Source organism: uncultured Sphingomonas sp. (assembly GCF_937859915.1).
Taxonomy (GTDB): Bacteria; Pseudomonadota; Alphaproteobacteria; order Sphingomonadales; family Sphingomonadaceae; genus Solisphingomonas.
In genome coordinates this window covers 23,611-38,739 of the sequence record NZ_CALMAW010000007.1, presented here as the reverse complement: position 1 = coordinate 38,739, position 15,129 = coordinate 23,611, and the positions used below count along the sequence as shown (strand labels likewise).

The 15,129-nt window shown below is 71.0% G+C and carries 12 protein-coding genes; 4 read left to right on the top strand and 8 right to left on the bottom strand.

The window, feature by feature from the left end; all coding sequences use genetic code 11:
• Window position 1 precedes the first annotated feature (1 nt).
• Entirely contained in the window at window positions 2–1,000 is a 999-nt protein-coding gene (locus tag Q0326_RS00875) for an ATP-binding SpoIIE family protein phosphatase (RefSeq protein ID WP_298686104.1), read from the top strand.
• Window positions 997–2,874: an ATP-binding protein gene (locus Q0326_RS00870; protein WP_298686102.1), complete on the top strand. Its 1,878-nt coding sequence runs from the start codon at window positions 997–999 to the stop codon at window positions 2,872–2,874. Before Q0326_RS00875 ends, Q0326_RS00870 begins: the two co-directional genes overlap by 4 nt.
• Window positions 2,875–2,877: 3 nt before the next feature.
• Here the strand turns inward: Q0326_RS00870 and Q0326_RS00865 are convergent, their stop codons facing one another.
• Window positions 2,878–3,006 carry a hypothetical protein gene (locus Q0326_RS00865; RefSeq protein WP_298686099.1) on the bottom strand — a complete coding sequence of 43 codons (129 nt, stop codon included), beginning with the start codon at window positions 3,004–3,006 and terminating at the stop codon, window positions 2,878–2,880.
• 42 nt (window positions 3,007–3,048) lie between these two features.
• Complete coding sequence (locus Q0326_RS00860; protein ID WP_298686221.1) at window positions 3,049–3,393, bottom strand: DNA/RNA non-specific endonuclease; 345 nt, start codon at window positions 3,391–3,393, stop codon at window positions 3,049–3,051.
• A 662-nt stretch (window positions 3,394–4,055) separates the two neighbouring features.
• Here Q0326_RS00860 and Q0326_RS00855 point away from each other — a divergent pair.
• Together Q0326_RS00855 and Q0326_RS00850 are read left to right on the top strand one after the other, a co-directional pair.
• Window positions 4,056–4,289 carry a hypothetical protein gene (locus Q0326_RS00855; protein WP_298686097.1) on the top strand — a complete coding sequence of 78 codons (234 nt, stop codon included), beginning with the start codon at window positions 4,056–4,058 and terminating at the stop codon, window positions 4,287–4,289.
• 79 nt (window positions 4,290–4,368) lie between these two features.
• Window positions 4,369–4,611: a hypothetical protein gene (locus tag Q0326_RS00850; protein WP_298686095.1), complete on the top strand. Its 243-nt coding sequence runs from the start codon at window positions 4,369–4,371 to the stop codon at window positions 4,609–4,611.
• A 308-nt stretch (window positions 4,612–4,919) separates the two neighbouring features.
• Here Q0326_RS00850 and Q0326_RS00845 read toward each other — a convergent pair whose 3' ends face one another.
• The 6 genes from Q0326_RS00845 to Q0326_RS00820 form a co-directional block, all read right to left on the bottom strand.
• On the bottom strand, window positions 4,920–6,995 hold the full coding sequence (locus Q0326_RS00845) for an HlyD family efflux transporter periplasmic adaptor subunit (RefSeq protein WP_298686093.1): 2,076 nt from the start codon (window positions 6,993–6,995) through the stop codon (window positions 4,920–4,922).
• A 46-nt stretch (window positions 6,996–7,041) separates the two neighbouring features.
• On the bottom strand, window positions 7,042–8,385 hold the full coding sequence (locus Q0326_RS00840) for an HlyD family efflux transporter periplasmic adaptor subunit (protein ID WP_298686091.1): 1,344 nt from the start codon (window positions 8,383–8,385) through the stop codon (window positions 7,042–7,044).
• Window positions 8,369–9,274, bottom strand: coding sequence for an efflux RND transporter periplasmic adaptor subunit (locus Q0326_RS00835; RefSeq protein WP_298686089.1), 906 nt, complete (start codon window positions 9,272–9,274; stop codon window positions 8,369–8,371). Before Q0326_RS00835 ends, Q0326_RS00840 begins: the two co-directional genes overlap by 17 nt.
• 5 nt (window positions 9,275–9,279) lie before the next feature.
• Window positions 9,280–10,044, bottom strand: coding sequence for a TolC family protein (locus Q0326_RS00830; RefSeq protein ID WP_298686086.1), 765 nt, complete (start codon window positions 10,042–10,044; stop codon window positions 9,280–9,282).
• A complete protein-coding gene (locus tag Q0326_RS00825) occupies window positions 9,986–10,804 on the bottom strand; it encodes a TolC family protein (RefSeq protein WP_298686084.1) in 819 nt (272 codons plus the stop codon). Before Q0326_RS00825 ends, Q0326_RS00830 begins: the two co-directional genes overlap by 59 nt.
• 11 nt (window positions 10,805–10,815) lie before the next feature.
• Window positions 10,816–15,129: Ig-like domain-containing protein (locus Q0326_RS00820; RefSeq protein WP_298686082.1), on the bottom strand; the 4,314-nt coding region annotated here is incomplete at its 5' end.

The following is a 15,129-nucleotide window of genomic DNA, read 5'->3' as shown; positions in this document are numbered from 1 at the left end:
CGTGATCGAGGTGAAGGACACATCGCAGGTCGCGGAAGCGCGCCGCGCGGCGGTCGTGCTCGCGCAGGCGCACGGCTTCGGCGAGGCGGATGCCGGGCGCGTCGCAATCGTCGCGACCGAGCTCGCCACCAACCTGCTCAAACATGGCGAGGGCGGCGAACTGCTGGTCGGCAGCTATGACGACAGCAGCGGATCCGGGGTCGAGTGCCTTGCGCTCGACAAGGGGCCGGGGATGGCGGACATCGTGGGATCGATGCGCGATGGCCATTCGACCGCGGGCAGCGCCGGCACCGGGCTCGGCGCGGTCGCGCGCGGCGCGCACCTCACCGACATCTATTCGGGGCCCGAGGTCGGCACCGCGATCCTCGCACGGCTCGAGATCGGGCGGCCCGAGCATTTCCGCCCGCGCCGCCAGCCGCACTATGGCGCGCTCGCCATCGCCTATCCGGGCGAGGAGGCGTGCGGCGACAGCTGGTGCCGCCGGCCGCACGGAAGCGGCCATGCGGTGATGGTCGCCGACGGGCTCGGCCACGGTCCGTTCGCTGCCGAAGCCTCGCATGCCGCGTCGCGCGCGTTTCTTGCCGCAGGCGACGTCGCGCCGAGCGAGATGCTGGTCGCGATGCACGCCGCGCTGCGCCCGACGCGCGGGGCGGCAGTCGGGATCGCGCAGATCGACGAGGCGGCGGGCAAGATCGTCTTCGCCGGGGTCGGCAACATCGCCGCAACGATCGTCGACCGCGACATGGGCGTCCAGCGCATGGTATCCAACAACGGCACCATCGGGCATATCGCCAGGCATATGCGCGACTTCACCTATGCGTTGGGCGACGAGGCGCTGGTGATCCTCGCCTCCGACGGCCTCGCCACCAACTGGCGGCTCGACGCCTATCCCGGGCTGTTCGCGCACCACCCGACGCTGATCGCCGCGATCCTCTACCGCGATTTCACCCGCGGGCGCGACGACGTCACCGTGTTCGTCGCGCGGACGGGCGCGGCATGACGACGACGTCGATCCTCACCGTCGCGCTGATCGAGGAATCGGATATCGTCGCGGCGCGCCAGCGTGCGCGCCAGATCGGCGGGCTGCTCGGCTTCGAGGCGCAGGACCAGACGCGGATCGCGACCGCGGTCTCGGAGATCGCGCGCAACGCGACGACCTATGGCGGCGGCGGGCGGATCGAATTCTGCGTCGAGCGCGCGACGCCGGCCGTGCTGCTCATCCATGTCCGCGACAAGGGGCCGGGCATCGCCGATATCGACGCGATCCTCGAGGGGCGCTTCCGCAGCAGCAGCGGGATGGGCGTCGGCATCTCGGGCACGCGGCGGCTGATGGACCGCTTCGAGATCGAGAGCGCGCCCGGCGATGGCACGCGCGTGCTGCTCGGCAAGCAGCTGCCGCGCGGCAGCAAGCCGGTCACCGCCGCGCTGCTCGCCGAGATCGGCAAGGTGCTGGCGCAGACCGGCGCCGCCGATCCGCTCGCCGAGGCGCGCACCCAGAATCAGGAGCTGCTGCAGAGCCTCGCCGATCTCAAGGCCAAGCAGGACGAGGCCGACCGGCTCAATGCCGAGCTCGAGAACACCAATCGCGGCGTCGTCGCGCTCTATGCCGAGCTCGACCAGAAGGCGGGCGAGCTGACCGCGCTCAATGCCGAGCTCGAGGATCGCGTCGCCACCGCGGTCGCCGACTGCCAGCACGCCAACGACACGCTGCGCCAGAGCCAGAAGATGGAGGCGGTCGGCCAGCTGACCGGCGGAATCGCGCATGATTTCAACAATCTGCTGCAGATCGTCACCGGCAATCTCGAGATCCTCTCGCGCCGGCTGCCCGACGACGAGAAGCTGCGCCGCGCCGCCGACAATGCGATGTCGGGTGCGCAGCGCGCCGCGACGCTGACCCAGCGGCTGCTCGCCTTCGCGCGCCGCCAGCCGCTCGCGCCCAAGCCGCTGCGGACCAACCAGCTGGTCGAGGGCATGTCCGATCTGATCCAGCGGACGCTGGGCGAGACCGTATCGATCGACGCCAGGCTGGCGAGCGACCTGTGGATGATCGAAGTCGACGCCAACCAGCTCGAGAACGCGCTGCTCAACCTTGCGGTCAATGCGCGCGACGCGATGCCGCCGGGCGGCACGCTGACGATCTCGACCGCCAACGGCATCGTCGGCGATGCGGACGCCGACGACGAGGCGGTGCCCGGCCACTATGTCTCGCTCGCGGTCTGCGACACCGGCTCGGGCATGTCCGAGGCGACGATGGCGCGGGTGTTCGAACCCTTCTTCACCACCAAGGAGGTCGGTCGCGGCACCGGGCTCGGGCTGTCGATGGTCTATGGCTTCGTCAAGCAGTCGGGCGGCCATCTGCGCATCGAGAGCAGCCTCGGCCGCGGCACGACGGTGACGATGTACCTGCCCAAATATTCGGGCGATCTGATCGCCGAGGCGGTCGACGAGCCGCAGGCCGCGGAGCCGGCGCGCGCGGGCGAGACGATCCTCGTCGTCGAAGACGATGCCGGGGTGCGCGCCTATTCCTCGGAGGTGCTCGCCGAACTGGGCTACGACGTCCATGCCGCGGCCAATGCCGATGCGGCGATCGCGCTGATCGACAGCGACGTGCGGATCGACTTGGTGTTCACCGACGTCGTGCTGCCCGGGTCGCTCAACGGCCGCGACATCGCCGACCACTGCCATCGCGTGCGCCCGGGCACGCCGATCGTCTTCACCAGCGGCTATGCGCGCGACGCGATCGGCCACCACCAGCGGCTCGACCCCGGCATCGACCTGCTCGCCAAACCCTTTTCCTACGCCGATCTCGCGACCAAGGTGCGCGCGGCGCTCAACCGGCCGGCGGGCGCGGTGCCGCGGTCGATCGGGCAGTAGGGATCAGCCGGGCGCCACGCCGCTTCGGGTCTCGCGCAAATGTTGCCGGCGCATGTCCGACAAGGCGCGCAGACGGTTGCGGATGGCGGCGCGGTTCGCGCGTCCGGCGGCGGTGAATTCGATCATGTCCATGCTGCGGCTCCCGTGATGGGGCGGCGATAGCGCGCCACAGGCTCAGCCCGCCAACCGAGGCTTTTGCTCACTGAGATCGAATTTGTCGGCGGTCGAGCCCGGTCGCGCGCGGCGGGGCGGGCGGCGGGGGCCGCGGGCGGGGCGCTGGGGTGCGTTGGCGAAAATGTGGCGGTCGATCTTGCCGTTGATGCTGCACAGGATGCGGATCGCGACGGGGCGCTGGCATGCGCCGACATAATCGGGGCTGATATCGACGAAGACGCGGTCGCCGCTTCGTGCCGCCGCTGCCCATCGGTTCTCGAGCAGGCGATAGGCGCCGCGGTTGAACTGCGCGTCCTGCGCGAAATGATTGTAGGTCTCGCCCGGGCCGCCGAAGCGGGCGGCGATATAATGGCCGCCGTCGTCGGTGCCCGGCGGTCCGCCCCGCCCGCCGCGGCCTGCGCGGTGCGCGACCGTGGCTGATCGGGATCGAGCATCAATGCGCCGGTCACCGCCATCGTCCGGCCGGTGCCGTCGATCCGGTAGCGATAGCCGTTATGCGCAACCGTGGTCGGTGGCGGATGGGCCGGGCGGATCGACGGGTGGAAGGGCGCCGGCCGCGCGACGGTCTGGAACGCGATGGCGGTCTGCGGCGCGATCGGGGCTTGTGCCGGATCGCCCGACCGTCGCGCGGCAGCGCCGGCGGTCCCGAACGGCGGCGGGGCGCCCGTGCCGCCACGCCAGGCGCGGAAACGCCGTTCGACCTCGCCGTCGGACAGGCACAGCGCAACGCCGCGACCGGTGTGCCGATACTGGCCAAGCCGCGCCCGCGAGATCGGGACGCGCGCCAAAGACACGCATGTCCGCGACATGGAGCATCCTCTTCGCTGGGCCGAGCATGATAATCGATCGATCGGAAGGGCTTAAGAACAGACGGGTTCGATTTGCACGCGGTCTGGCGCGGCGGCGGCGGGGCGTGTCGGCGGCGCGGTCGCGTCGCGATGCGGCGCCTGCCCGAAACAATCGGCCGCCCCCTGTCGTTATGCACGAGCGCAACGGGAGAAATGGCAGTGAGCCGGGTCATCGATCAGAGCGAAGTCTTCGAGATTGCCGGTGCGCCGAGCTGGCAGGCGACCGATGGCGCCGGCGTGGTGCATGCGATCGATCCGCGGCTGCTCAAGGAGGCGATGCCGTTCGACGATGTCGCGCATGCGACGATGATCGGCACGGTCCGGCCGGGCCCGAACGGCAAGACCTTCTATCCGACGAAAGTGTCGATGATCAGCAAACCGCGTCGCGTCTAGCCGGACCGCGCGACGCTCCGTCGGCCGGCGGACGTCCGGCTGCATATTGCCGGCCACGACCGGCGCAAGGAGAAGACCCATGAAAGCAGCCTGCCTCGCCCTCGCCCTGATTGCCGGAAGCGGCACCGCCGCATCTGCCCAGGACGCGGGGCCGCCCGCGATCGTCGCGCATAGCGCGGTCCACACCCAGACGGTGACTCACAATGACGGCCGCCCGCACCGCCAGATCACGCATGTCCGGCATCGCACGGTGGTCAAGACGCCGACCGGTACGATGATCCGGACGACGACGAGCACGACCAACACGCCGCCGAAGAAGTAGCCGCGGACGCGTCGGCCGTCCGGTCGGCGCTACCGGCGCCGTCGTTTCGCGGATCGCCGCCGGCTCGGTCGGCGACGCGGTCGACCCGGCGGCGACCGGCCGACGCGGTCCGACCGCGCGGCGCGATGCGGACGGGTCCCGAGCCGCGCCGAGTCGTCACCCGCGCGCGCGACGCGGGCACGCAGCCTGCGCCATGACGCCCTTATCCAGTCGGTCAGTCGGCCCATCCGGGCTGACTAAGCCGGCCCGACACAATCGCGGTTGAACCGGATCGACAGCCGCCGTTCATGACGCCGCCGTCTGCGTCGCTACAGCGCGTTCTCGCGGACGAACACGCGCCCGATTCCGCGCGCAAGCTTGGCGGCGAGGCTTTCCCCGCGCGCGGCGATGACGATGCGGCCGGCGATCGGCTGGACGAACCCGCGCGGCTCAGCCTGTTCCGCGATCAGGTGAACGCGCAGCAGCGCGGTGGTGGGGACGAGCTGCTTGCGATCGTCGAGGTTGGTCGGGATCGGTCCGCCGTTCGACAGCGCGAGCACCGGCTGGTCGAGCGCGGCGATCGCGCTCGCCCCGATCTCGTCGAGCCGCACGCGCCACGCGCCCTGGCCCGGATCGCGCGGCACGAAGCGGCCGGTGGTGCCGGCGGCGAGCCGCGCCGCTTGATCCTCGCCGGCATAGGCCTGGACGTCGTAGCGGCCGGGCACGACGACGCGCAGAAGCGGCGCATGGCCATCGACCCACGTCCCCGGGCCGAGCGCGGCCGACAGGTCGACCACCCTGCCGTCGAACGGCGCGCGTACCGTCAGCGCCGCCTCGCGCCGGGCGAGGCCGGCCAATGTGTCGCGCTGGGTGAGCAAGTCGCGCTGGAGCACGGCTGTGTCGGTCAGATCCTGCGCATCGGCGACGCCGCGTGCGATCTGGCTTTCGAGCTGCGCGATCCGCAGCACCGCCTGCGCCTTGCCGAGCGCGAGTTCGGGGGCCGACAGCAGCACCAGCGGCTGACCGGCCACGACCGCATCGCCATCGCGCACGAGCACGCGGTCGACGCGCGCGGGGTCGGCGGGGACGAGCGGCTTCTCGGCCAGGGGACTCAGCACCGCGGGCAGCGAGACCGAGCGGTCGAGCGGCAGGAAGCAGGCGACCAGCGCCAGGCCGGCGACGGCGCCGGTGATCCGCGACCGGCGGCTGGCGAGGATCTGCGGGCGCCGCGCATGCCAGGCGCGGAGCTCGGAGACGACGGGACGGGCGAGGAACACGCAGACCTCCACGGCAAACAGGACGACGCCGAGCGCCTTGAAGAATTTATGATACACGAGCAGCGCGATGCCGACGTAGAGCGAGGTGCGGTAGGCGAAGGTGATCAGCGCGTAGCCGAGCATGAAGCGACGCAGCCGCGCCGGCAGATCCTCGGGGGGCGCCTCGCCGAGCGCGAACAGCGTTTCGCGCAGGCGCCAGCGCATCATTGCGAAGGCGCGGGTCGCCAGATTGGGCACGCCGATCAGGTCGGAGAGGATGTAATAGCCGTCGAAGCGCATGAACGGGCTGGCGTTGACCAGGAGGCTGGTCGCGACGCTGGTCGTGGCGAGAATGAAGGCGGCGGTGCGGGGCGCGCCATCGGGCAGGAAGGGCCATAGGAACAGCGCGACCGCCGCGACGCTGAGTTCGGCGCAGATTCCGGCGCTGTCGATCAGCAGCCGGTGCTTACGGCGCCGCAGCCGCCAGGCGCCGCTGGTGTCGGTGTAGAGCACCGGCACCATTACCAGGAAGCTCACCCCCATGGCGGGCACGCGGCAGCCGAACCGCGTCGCGGTATAGGCATGGCCGAGCTCGTGGCAGCATTTCACGAAGACCAGCGCCGCGGCGTAGGCGATCAGGCCGCGCGCGCTCGCCAGCGTCGCGAAGGAGCCGGTGAAGCTGTCCCACTCCCGGCTGATCAGCAGCAGCCCGGTGAACGCCAGGCCGAGCAGCAGCAGGATGCCGCCCTGCGACCAGATCGGCCGGACCCGCGGCAGCGTGCGCGCGAGGAAGGCGGCGGGGCGGACGAGCGGGATGCGGATGAACAGATAATGGTCGAGCAGCCAGCGCCACCAGATCTTGCGCGCCGCCGCCTCGCGCTCGGCGAAGCCGTGCACCGCCTGCTTCGGCGCGTCGCGGACGAGATCGTTGGCGGCGACGAAGGCGCCGACGTCGGCAATCGCCGCCGCGGCATCCTCGGGCGTCTCGCCCTCGGCGATCAGCGCGTCGACGACGACGCGCGCGTCGCCCGCGCGCCAGTGCGCGAACACTCGCTGTTCGAGCGCGCCGAGCTGGAAGAAGAGATGGCGCAGCGGATCGAACAGGATGAAGCCCGGCGCGCCGCTTGGCAGCGGCGTGCCCGGCTCCAAGCGCAATTCTTGCCGCAAGCGAGGCAGGGCATGCTCCACCTGCTGCTCAGAGCCCGATCAGCTGGCGCAGGCCCGACACCGGTCGCTTGAGCATCGCATAGCCGAGCGGCGCCCAGGGTCCGCGCACGCGTGCGGTCCCGCGCGATCCGATGCGCGGCGCGGCGCCGTCGGACGGGCTGGCGGTGAGCGCGAAGGCGAGCGTGCCGTCGGCGGTCGGATGCGCCTGGTAGCTGGCGTCCTCGAGCGTCGCCGACTGCGACCAGAGCGGCTGGCTGTCGAGCCAGATCGAGACCGACGAGCCGGGCGCGAGCGTCATCTGCTCGCGCGTCGGCAGATCGATGCGGTAGCGGACCGCGGACGGGTCGGCGACCTCCATGATCGTCTGCCCGGTGTCGACCGCACGCCCCTCCCAGTCGCGGCGATCGGTGTAGATCGCAAGGCCGCCGCGTGGGGCCGTGACGCGGGCGCGCGCCAGCATGTCGCGCGCATAGCTATATTCGGCGAGCGCGAGATCATATTCGGCCTGCGCGATCGAGATGCCATGCGCCTCCTTGGCGTCGCCGAACGAGGCCGACGACACCTCGTCGACCTTTGCGCGCGCGACCTGCAGGCGCTGGCCGGCAAGCTCGAACTCGTTGCGCAGCTTGACGTCGTCGAAGTGGAGCAGCGGCTGCCCCGGCGTGACCGCCTGGTTGGGGGCGACGTCGATCCCGCTGACCACGCCGGCGAAGGGGGCGGTGACGAGGAAGGGCTGCGCTGCGACCACCTCGACCGGGGCGAGCACCGACATATGCACCGGGAACAATGCGACGACCGCAGCGGCGATCAGCAGCACGCGGCGGCGTTTGCGCGTGAGCGCAGGCAGGCGGCGCACCGGGCGGCCGCCGGTCAGCGCGAGCCAGCCATGCTGCGCGGTCTCGGCGAGCCGCTCGAGCCGCGCGGCCTCGGTGTCGTCGAACGCGGTGTCGCGGACCGCGAGCAGCCCCGCGAACACGGCGTCGTCGCGGTCGCGCAGCGGCTGCCGGTGCCAGCAGCGGAAGGGATAGTCGTCGAGCGCCTCGTCGGCTGGCGCCACCAGATTGACCGGCTGATCGGTGTCGCAATCGTGCAGCGCCGCCTCGATCGCGCGGATCGCGGGCGCGTTGCGGTCGACCGACGGGATGCTGGATGCGACCGCGACCTGCCAGCCGCCGCCGACGGTCGCCCGCCGAAGCACGAACATCTGCTCATAGGCGACCAGCCGCCGGCTGTCGTTGGCGAGGTAGAAGAGCAGCTCGGGCACCGTCGCGAGCCGGCGCAACCCGGCCTCCCAGGCGAGCAGCAGGCTGATCGGCGAGGCAGGGGCGGCGGCGGGCGCGAGCGGCCGGGTCAGGTCATGCAGTGCGGTCATCGGCGCCTTTCGCGAAGCGCGCGGTGCCGCTCATGCCCGGCAACACGGTGCCGCGCACGTCGACATGGCCGGTGACGCGCAAGGTCTTGGAGACCGGATCGACCGCCGCGCCGAGTTCGGTGATGTGGCCGTCGATCGTGCCGCCGGTCTCGTCGATCCCGAAGGCGAAGGGCGTGCCCGGCTTGAGCCAGGTCAGCCAGGCCGACGGCACGATCAGTTCGACCTCGAGATTGCCCGAGCCCTGGATGCGCATCAGCGGCTGCCCGGCGGCGGCGACGTCGTGCGGATGCGCGATCCGCTCGACCACCTCGCCGTCGAACGGCGCGGCGATCGCGCATTGACCGGTGCCCGCCTGGATCGCGAGCGCATCCGCCTCCGCCTTGCCGAGATTGGCCTTCGAGACCGCGACCTCGCTGCGGCCGATCGCCTTATACTGGTCGAGCTCGACATTGGTGTCGTAGGTCTTGCGATAGGCGGTGGCGGCCGCCTGTGCGGCCTGGAGCTGGGCCTTCATCTGCGAACAGTCGAAGCTGGCGAGCGTCTGCCCGCGCGAGAAGCTCTGGCCGGCGGTGAGCGGCAGCGCGGTGATCAGCGCGGTCATCCGCGAGGCGATCACCGCCTCGTCGCCCGCGCGCACGACGCCGTGCGCGGTCACCGCCTGCACCGCGGCGACCGGCGTGCCGGCGAGCGTCACCGCCTCGCCGCTGGCGAACACCGCGGGGTCGACCGCGAGCGCCGGCGGCGCCTTGGCGATGCTGGCATGCGCATCCGACCAGGTCGTGCTGCCCGGGCTCACCACCACCAGGGTCAGCGCGGCGAGGCCGACCGCGGCACTGCCGAGCACCAGCTTGTGGCGCAGGATCCGCGTCCAGTCGAAGGTCGGGATCATCGCGTTCATCCTGCCACCGCGGCAAGCTGGCGCTTCGCCCACATGTCCTTGAGCGCGCCCGACAGCTGGCCGACGCTCTGTCGGCTGGTCACCTCGGGGGTGAAGCTGTCGACGCCCATCGCGGCGTAGAGATTGGCATAGGCATTCTGCGCGTCGGCATAGGCGATGTCGTAGCGCACCTCGCTGACCAGCGAGTTCATCTGCTCGCGCAGCCAGGTCTGCTCGCTGACCGTGCCGGCCTTATAGCCACCCGATACCTGGCCCCTGATCCGCTCCTGCACCGCGTGCGCGCGGCCCTGCGTCGCGAGTTCGGCGCCGTAGAGCTGGTAGCGCGTGCGCGCGACATAGACCTGCGTCATCACCGCCATCGCGGTCGCCAGTTCCTGGGTGTGGATCGCGTCGCCCTGCGCGCGCACCGCCTTGCGCTCGGCGGGCAGCCGCACGAGGTTGATCAGGTTGAAGGCCGACTTTGCGCCCCATTCGGCCCAGCTCTGGTTGAACAGGAAGGAATTGCTGTCGCCGTCATAGCCGACGAAGCCCTTGAAGCTTGGGAAGGCGCCCAGGATCTGCGCGGTCATCTCGCGACGGTTGCTGCGCTCCTGATAGCTGAACTGGCGCAGTTCGGGACGATCGCGCAGCGCGACCGAGACCTCGTCGTCGACCGTCATGGTGACCGTCGGCAATTCCATCTCGCGCGGCGGCATGACGAGTTCATAGGGGGTGCCGGGATCGAGGTTCATCAGCGCGGCGAGCTGCTGCTTCGAGATCATCAGCTCGCGAGACAGCGACTGGACCTGCGTCTGGATCTCGATCAGCTCGCGCTGGTAGGTCAGCGCGATCAGCGGCGGTGCGGCGCCGGGCGAGCTTCTCCGAATTGTCGAGCGTGGTCGAGATGCTGGTCTGCAGCGACGTCAGCTGGTCGAGCAGCCGCTGCGCCGAGACCGCGCGGTAATAGGCGGTGCGGACGTCCTCGATGATCCGGTTGGAGACCTTGCGCCGCTCCTCGACGGCGACCATCACCGCATCCGCCTTTTGCTGCGCGCGGACATAGGACAGGCCGAAGTCGAGAATGTCCCAGCTCGCGGTCAGGTCGCCCGAGAAGACGTTCTTCTGCGACGAGGTCGAGGGCTCGAGCGATTGCGTGCCCGAGAGCAGCGACAGGCTCGAGGCGCCGGCCTCGTTGCTGCGGCCGTAATAGCTCGCATTGGCGACGATCTGCGGCAGCATGTCGTAGGTGGCGAGGTTGAGCTCGCGGCTCTTCACCGCCTGCTGCATCAGCCCGACGCGGTAATCGAGATTATATTTCAGCGCGCGCGCCATCGCCTCGTAGAGGTCGATCGGCGCGGTCACCGGCTCCTGGTTGGCGGTGACCTGGACGCGGTTCTGGTCGGCGGTCTTCGACAGCTCGGCGGCGGTCAGCGGCTTGGGGGTGACCGCGCAGCCGGCGAGCAGGCCGGCGAGCGCCAGTCCGGCGCCCAGCCGGTAGGCAAGCGGCCGGCGGGGGCCAGGGCGGGCGGTCGGGTGGATCATGGCGGGCCTCGTCATTGGAAGATGGTCGACAATTTCTGTGCGGCGGCGTGGGCCGCGGCGTGCGGTGTGTGCAGCGTCGCATCGAGCGGCGCGGCGCGGCCCGGCGGGTGGTGTCCGGCGGGAGGGACGCGGGCGGCGGATGGCTTGGGCGTGCCATGGCGGTCGAGCTCGATCTCGCCGGTCGCGCGCTGCACGACGATCGGGGTCGACGAGCGAGTCCCGTCGGTGCGCGTGACGGTGACGACGAGGTGGATCTCGTCGCTCGCCGCACCCGCCTCGATGATCGCGAAGCCGCGGGGATCGACCGCGATCCAGTCGGGCGTGCCGCCGCCGGCGAGCGTCACGTCGACGCGGCGGATCGCGGCCTGCCGGTCGGGTGCCGTGTCGCGCACGTCGAGATAGATCGCGCCGCCCTGGACGAGCGTTTCGACCATGACCCCGCAATGCTGGTCGGCCGCCGCGGAGAAGCCGGTGAAGGGGTGGGCGCCGAAATCCCCGAGATCCCCCCAGCGTCGGTCGTAGAGCCGGGCCGCGGCATCGCGGAAGTCGGCGAGCCGGCCGAGCCGTTCGACCTCGGCACCGATCGGATAGATCGCGCCATGGTCCGCTGCGACGCCGCCGAGCCCGGCGGTGCCGCCATCGCCTATGCTGTCGAGCGTAGCGACGCCTTCGATCGCGTCGGCGATCGGCGTCGCGCCGGAGAGGTCGGTGGTGCCGTTCAGCGATCGCGCGGCATTGACCGCCGACAGCGTCGGGAACGGGCTGCGGATGATGCCGTCGGTCAGTTCGATCGGACGCGCCGGATCGAAGCCGAGGCCATAGCTGCCGATCGCCGCGGAACCGGCAGCGCCGAAGCCGATGCCGGCGTCGTCGATACGCCCGTCCGCACCGGGCGGCGACTCCCACGCCGGCGAGATGCCGCGTCCGATCGCGAGCGCCTGCTGCGTGTCGCCGCGGCCCTGCGGTGCTGCGACGCGGACCAGCAGCGTGGCGGTTGCGGTGCCGCCATGGCCGTCGTCGACCGTATAGCTGAGCGAGGTGACGCCCACGAAGCCGCGGGCGGGCGTGTAGGTCAGCGTGCCGTCGGGATTGATAGCGACCGTTCCGGCCGCCGCGCTGGCCTGGGTGATGGTGAGCGGATCGCCATCGGCATCGTGCGCGGCGGCGAGCCCCGCGATCGTCACCGGCCGGCCGCCGACCGTGTCGATCGCCGGGCGCGGATCGATCGTCGGCGCATGGTCCGCCAGCACCGCGACGGCGACGGTCGACTGCGCGGTGCCGCCATGGCCGTCGGCGATCGCATAGCGGATCGTGTCGGTGCCGCCGAAGCCGGCGTCGGGCGTATAGACGAGTGCCCCGTCTGGGGTGATCGCGACACGACCGTGCTGCGCGCCGGCGGCGGTGACGGTCAGCGGATCGCCGTCGGCGTCGCTGTCGTTGGCGAGCACCGCGATGGTGACCGGTGCGCCGGCGCGGGTCGTCGCCGTATCGGGCGCGGCATCCGGCACGCGGTCCGGGATGATCGTCACCGCGACGGTCGTGCTGGCGACGCCGCCGGCGCCGTCCGAGACGGTGTAGGCGATCGTGTCGGCGCCGCTGTAGCCGGCATCGGGGGTGTAGCGGAGCGTCCCGTCGGGATTGATCGCGACGGCGCCGTGGCTGGCGGCAGCGGCGACGACGGCGAGCGGGTCGCCTCGGCTGTCGACGTCGTTCGCCAGCACGTCGAGCACCACCGGCTCGCCCGCGCGCGTCGTGGCGGCATCGGAATTGGCGACGACATGCCGGTCGCTCGGCATCACCGTCACCGTGACGACGGCGCTCGACGCGCCGCCCTGGCCGTCGGTGATGGCATAGTCGATCACGTCCTGCCCGACGAAACCGGCGTCGGGGGTGTAGCTGAGCGTGCCGTCGGGGTTGATCGCGACGGCGCCATGCACGGCCTGCGCCGCCGTCACCGACAAGGCGTCGCCATCGGGATCGACATCATTGCCGAGCACCGCGATCACGCCCGGCATGTCTTGCGCCACCACCGCGCTGTCATTGTGTGCGGTCGGCGCGGGATTGACGATCGTCCAGTCGAAGCCGGATGCGGCCTGGGCACCTGAGGGGTCGGTCGCGGTGACGACGATGTGGTAGACGCCGCCGCCGACTGCGCTGGCGCCATGATCGATCGTGCCGCTGATTAGTCCGGTCGCGGGGTCGAGCGTCAGGCCCGCGGGCAGTCCGGTCGCGGCATAGCGCAGCGCGTCGCCATCGGGGTCTGCGAAATAGCCTGCGACCGGCATCGCGATTCCCGGCTGCGAATCCTGGGCGTAGGCGGCGGGTATCGGGCGCGCGACGGGCGCATGGTCGGTTGCCGTCACGGTGACGGTCGCCGTGCCCGAGCCCGTGTTTCCGGCGCTGTCGGTCGCCGTGTAGGTAACGATCGCAGGGCCGCGATAGCCGGCTTCGGGGGTGAAGACGATCGTGCCGTCGGGATTGATCGCGACAGCGCCATGATCGGCCGACGCCGCGCTGACGCTGAGCGGTAGCCCGGCGGGATCGCTGTCGTTCGCCAGCACCGCGATAGTGACCGGCGTCGCCTCCGGCGTGGTTGCCGTGTCGTTCTGCACCACCGGGCCCGACGCCGCGACGCTCCACGAGAAGGTCGAGCTCGCCGCGCGTCCCAACGGATCGGTCGCGGTGACGGTGACGGGATAGCGGCCGTCCTGCGCGGGCCCGCCGAGATGATCGCCGTCGGTCAGCGTCCCCGAGATCAGGCCGGTCGTCGGATCGATTGCGAGGCCCGGGGGGAGGCCGGTCGCGCTGAAGGTCAGCCGTTCGCCGCCCGGATCGGAAAAGGCCTGCGCGGTCGGCAGCGCGACCTGGCCATTGTCATGATCGCTGCGCGCGGCGAGCGGCATCGCGGACGGCGGATCCGGGGTTATCGTGATCATCACGGTCGCGCTCGAGCGGCCGCCTTCGCCGTCGCTGATCGTGTAGGCGATCGCGTCCTGCCCGCTGAAACCGGCGTTTGGCGTATAGCTTAGCGTGCCGTCGGGATTGATCGCGACGCGGCCGTTCGGGGCCGAGGCCGACTCGATGACCAGCGCATCGCCGTCGGGATCGGTGTCGTTGGCGAGCGGTGCCACGATCAGCGCCGTATCTTCCGCCGTGGTCGCGCGGTCGTTGCGCGCGATCGGCGCGGGGTTGGCGATGGTCCAGTGGAAATTGGTCGCCGTCGTGCCGCCATGGCCGTCGTCGGCTGTCACGATCGTGGTGTACACGCCCCCTGCGACTTGGCTTGCCGCATGGTCGATCGTCCCCGAGATCAGCCCGGTCGCGGCATCGATCGAGAGGCCCGCGGGCAGTCCCGTCGCGGTGAAGCGCAGCGTGTCGCCATCGGCATCCGAAAAACGCGCGCCGAGCGGCAGCGCGACGGTCTGACCGTCCAGGGCGGACTGGCCGGCGACCGGTTCGGCGACGGGTGCGATGTTGGTGACCGCGACCGTGACGGTCGCATGGGCGGTGGCGCCGTCGCCGTCGACGATCGTGTACGCGATCGCATCGCTGCCCGCGAAGCCGGCGCCGGGGACATAGTGGAGCGTGCCGTCGGGGTTGATCGAGACACGGCCATGCGCCGCCGTCGCCGCGGTGACGGACAGCGGGTCGCCGTCGGGATCATGGTCGTTGGCGAGTACGGCGATGTCGACCGGGGTGTCGACATGCGTCGTCGCGCTGTCGTCGACCGCGACCGGGGCGGGGTTGGTGACGGCGATGTGGAAGGCCTGCGTCGCCGACGCGTTCGACGGATCGGTGGCGGTGACGACGACCGTATAGGCGCCGCCGTTGGGCTGGCTGTCGGAATGGCCGAGCGTGCCGGAGATGACGCCGGTCCCGGCGTCGATCGTGAGCCCCGCGGGCAGGCCGGTGGCCGAATAGGTCAGCGCATCGCCGTCGACGTCGGTGAAGCTGCCGGCGGTGGCGTAGCGGACGGTCGCGGCATCCTGCGTGCTCTGGTCGGCGAGCGTGCCGGTGGCGGTGGGCGCGTGGTTGACGTGCGCGATGGTGACCGCAACCGCGGCTTGGGCGACGCCGCCTTCGCCGTCGGTGATCGCATAGCTGATCGTATCGGCGCCGCTGTAGAGCGCGTCGGGCGTGTAGCCGAGCGTCTGGTCGGCGTTGACGACGACGCTGCCGTGGAGCGCGGTCGCGCCGGTCACCGTCAGGGTGTCGCCGTCGGGATCATGGTCGTTGGCCAGCACCGCGATGGCGACGGATGTGTCCTCCAGCGTCGTCGCGCTGTCGTCGACCGCGACCGGGGCGGGGTTGGTGACGGCGATGTG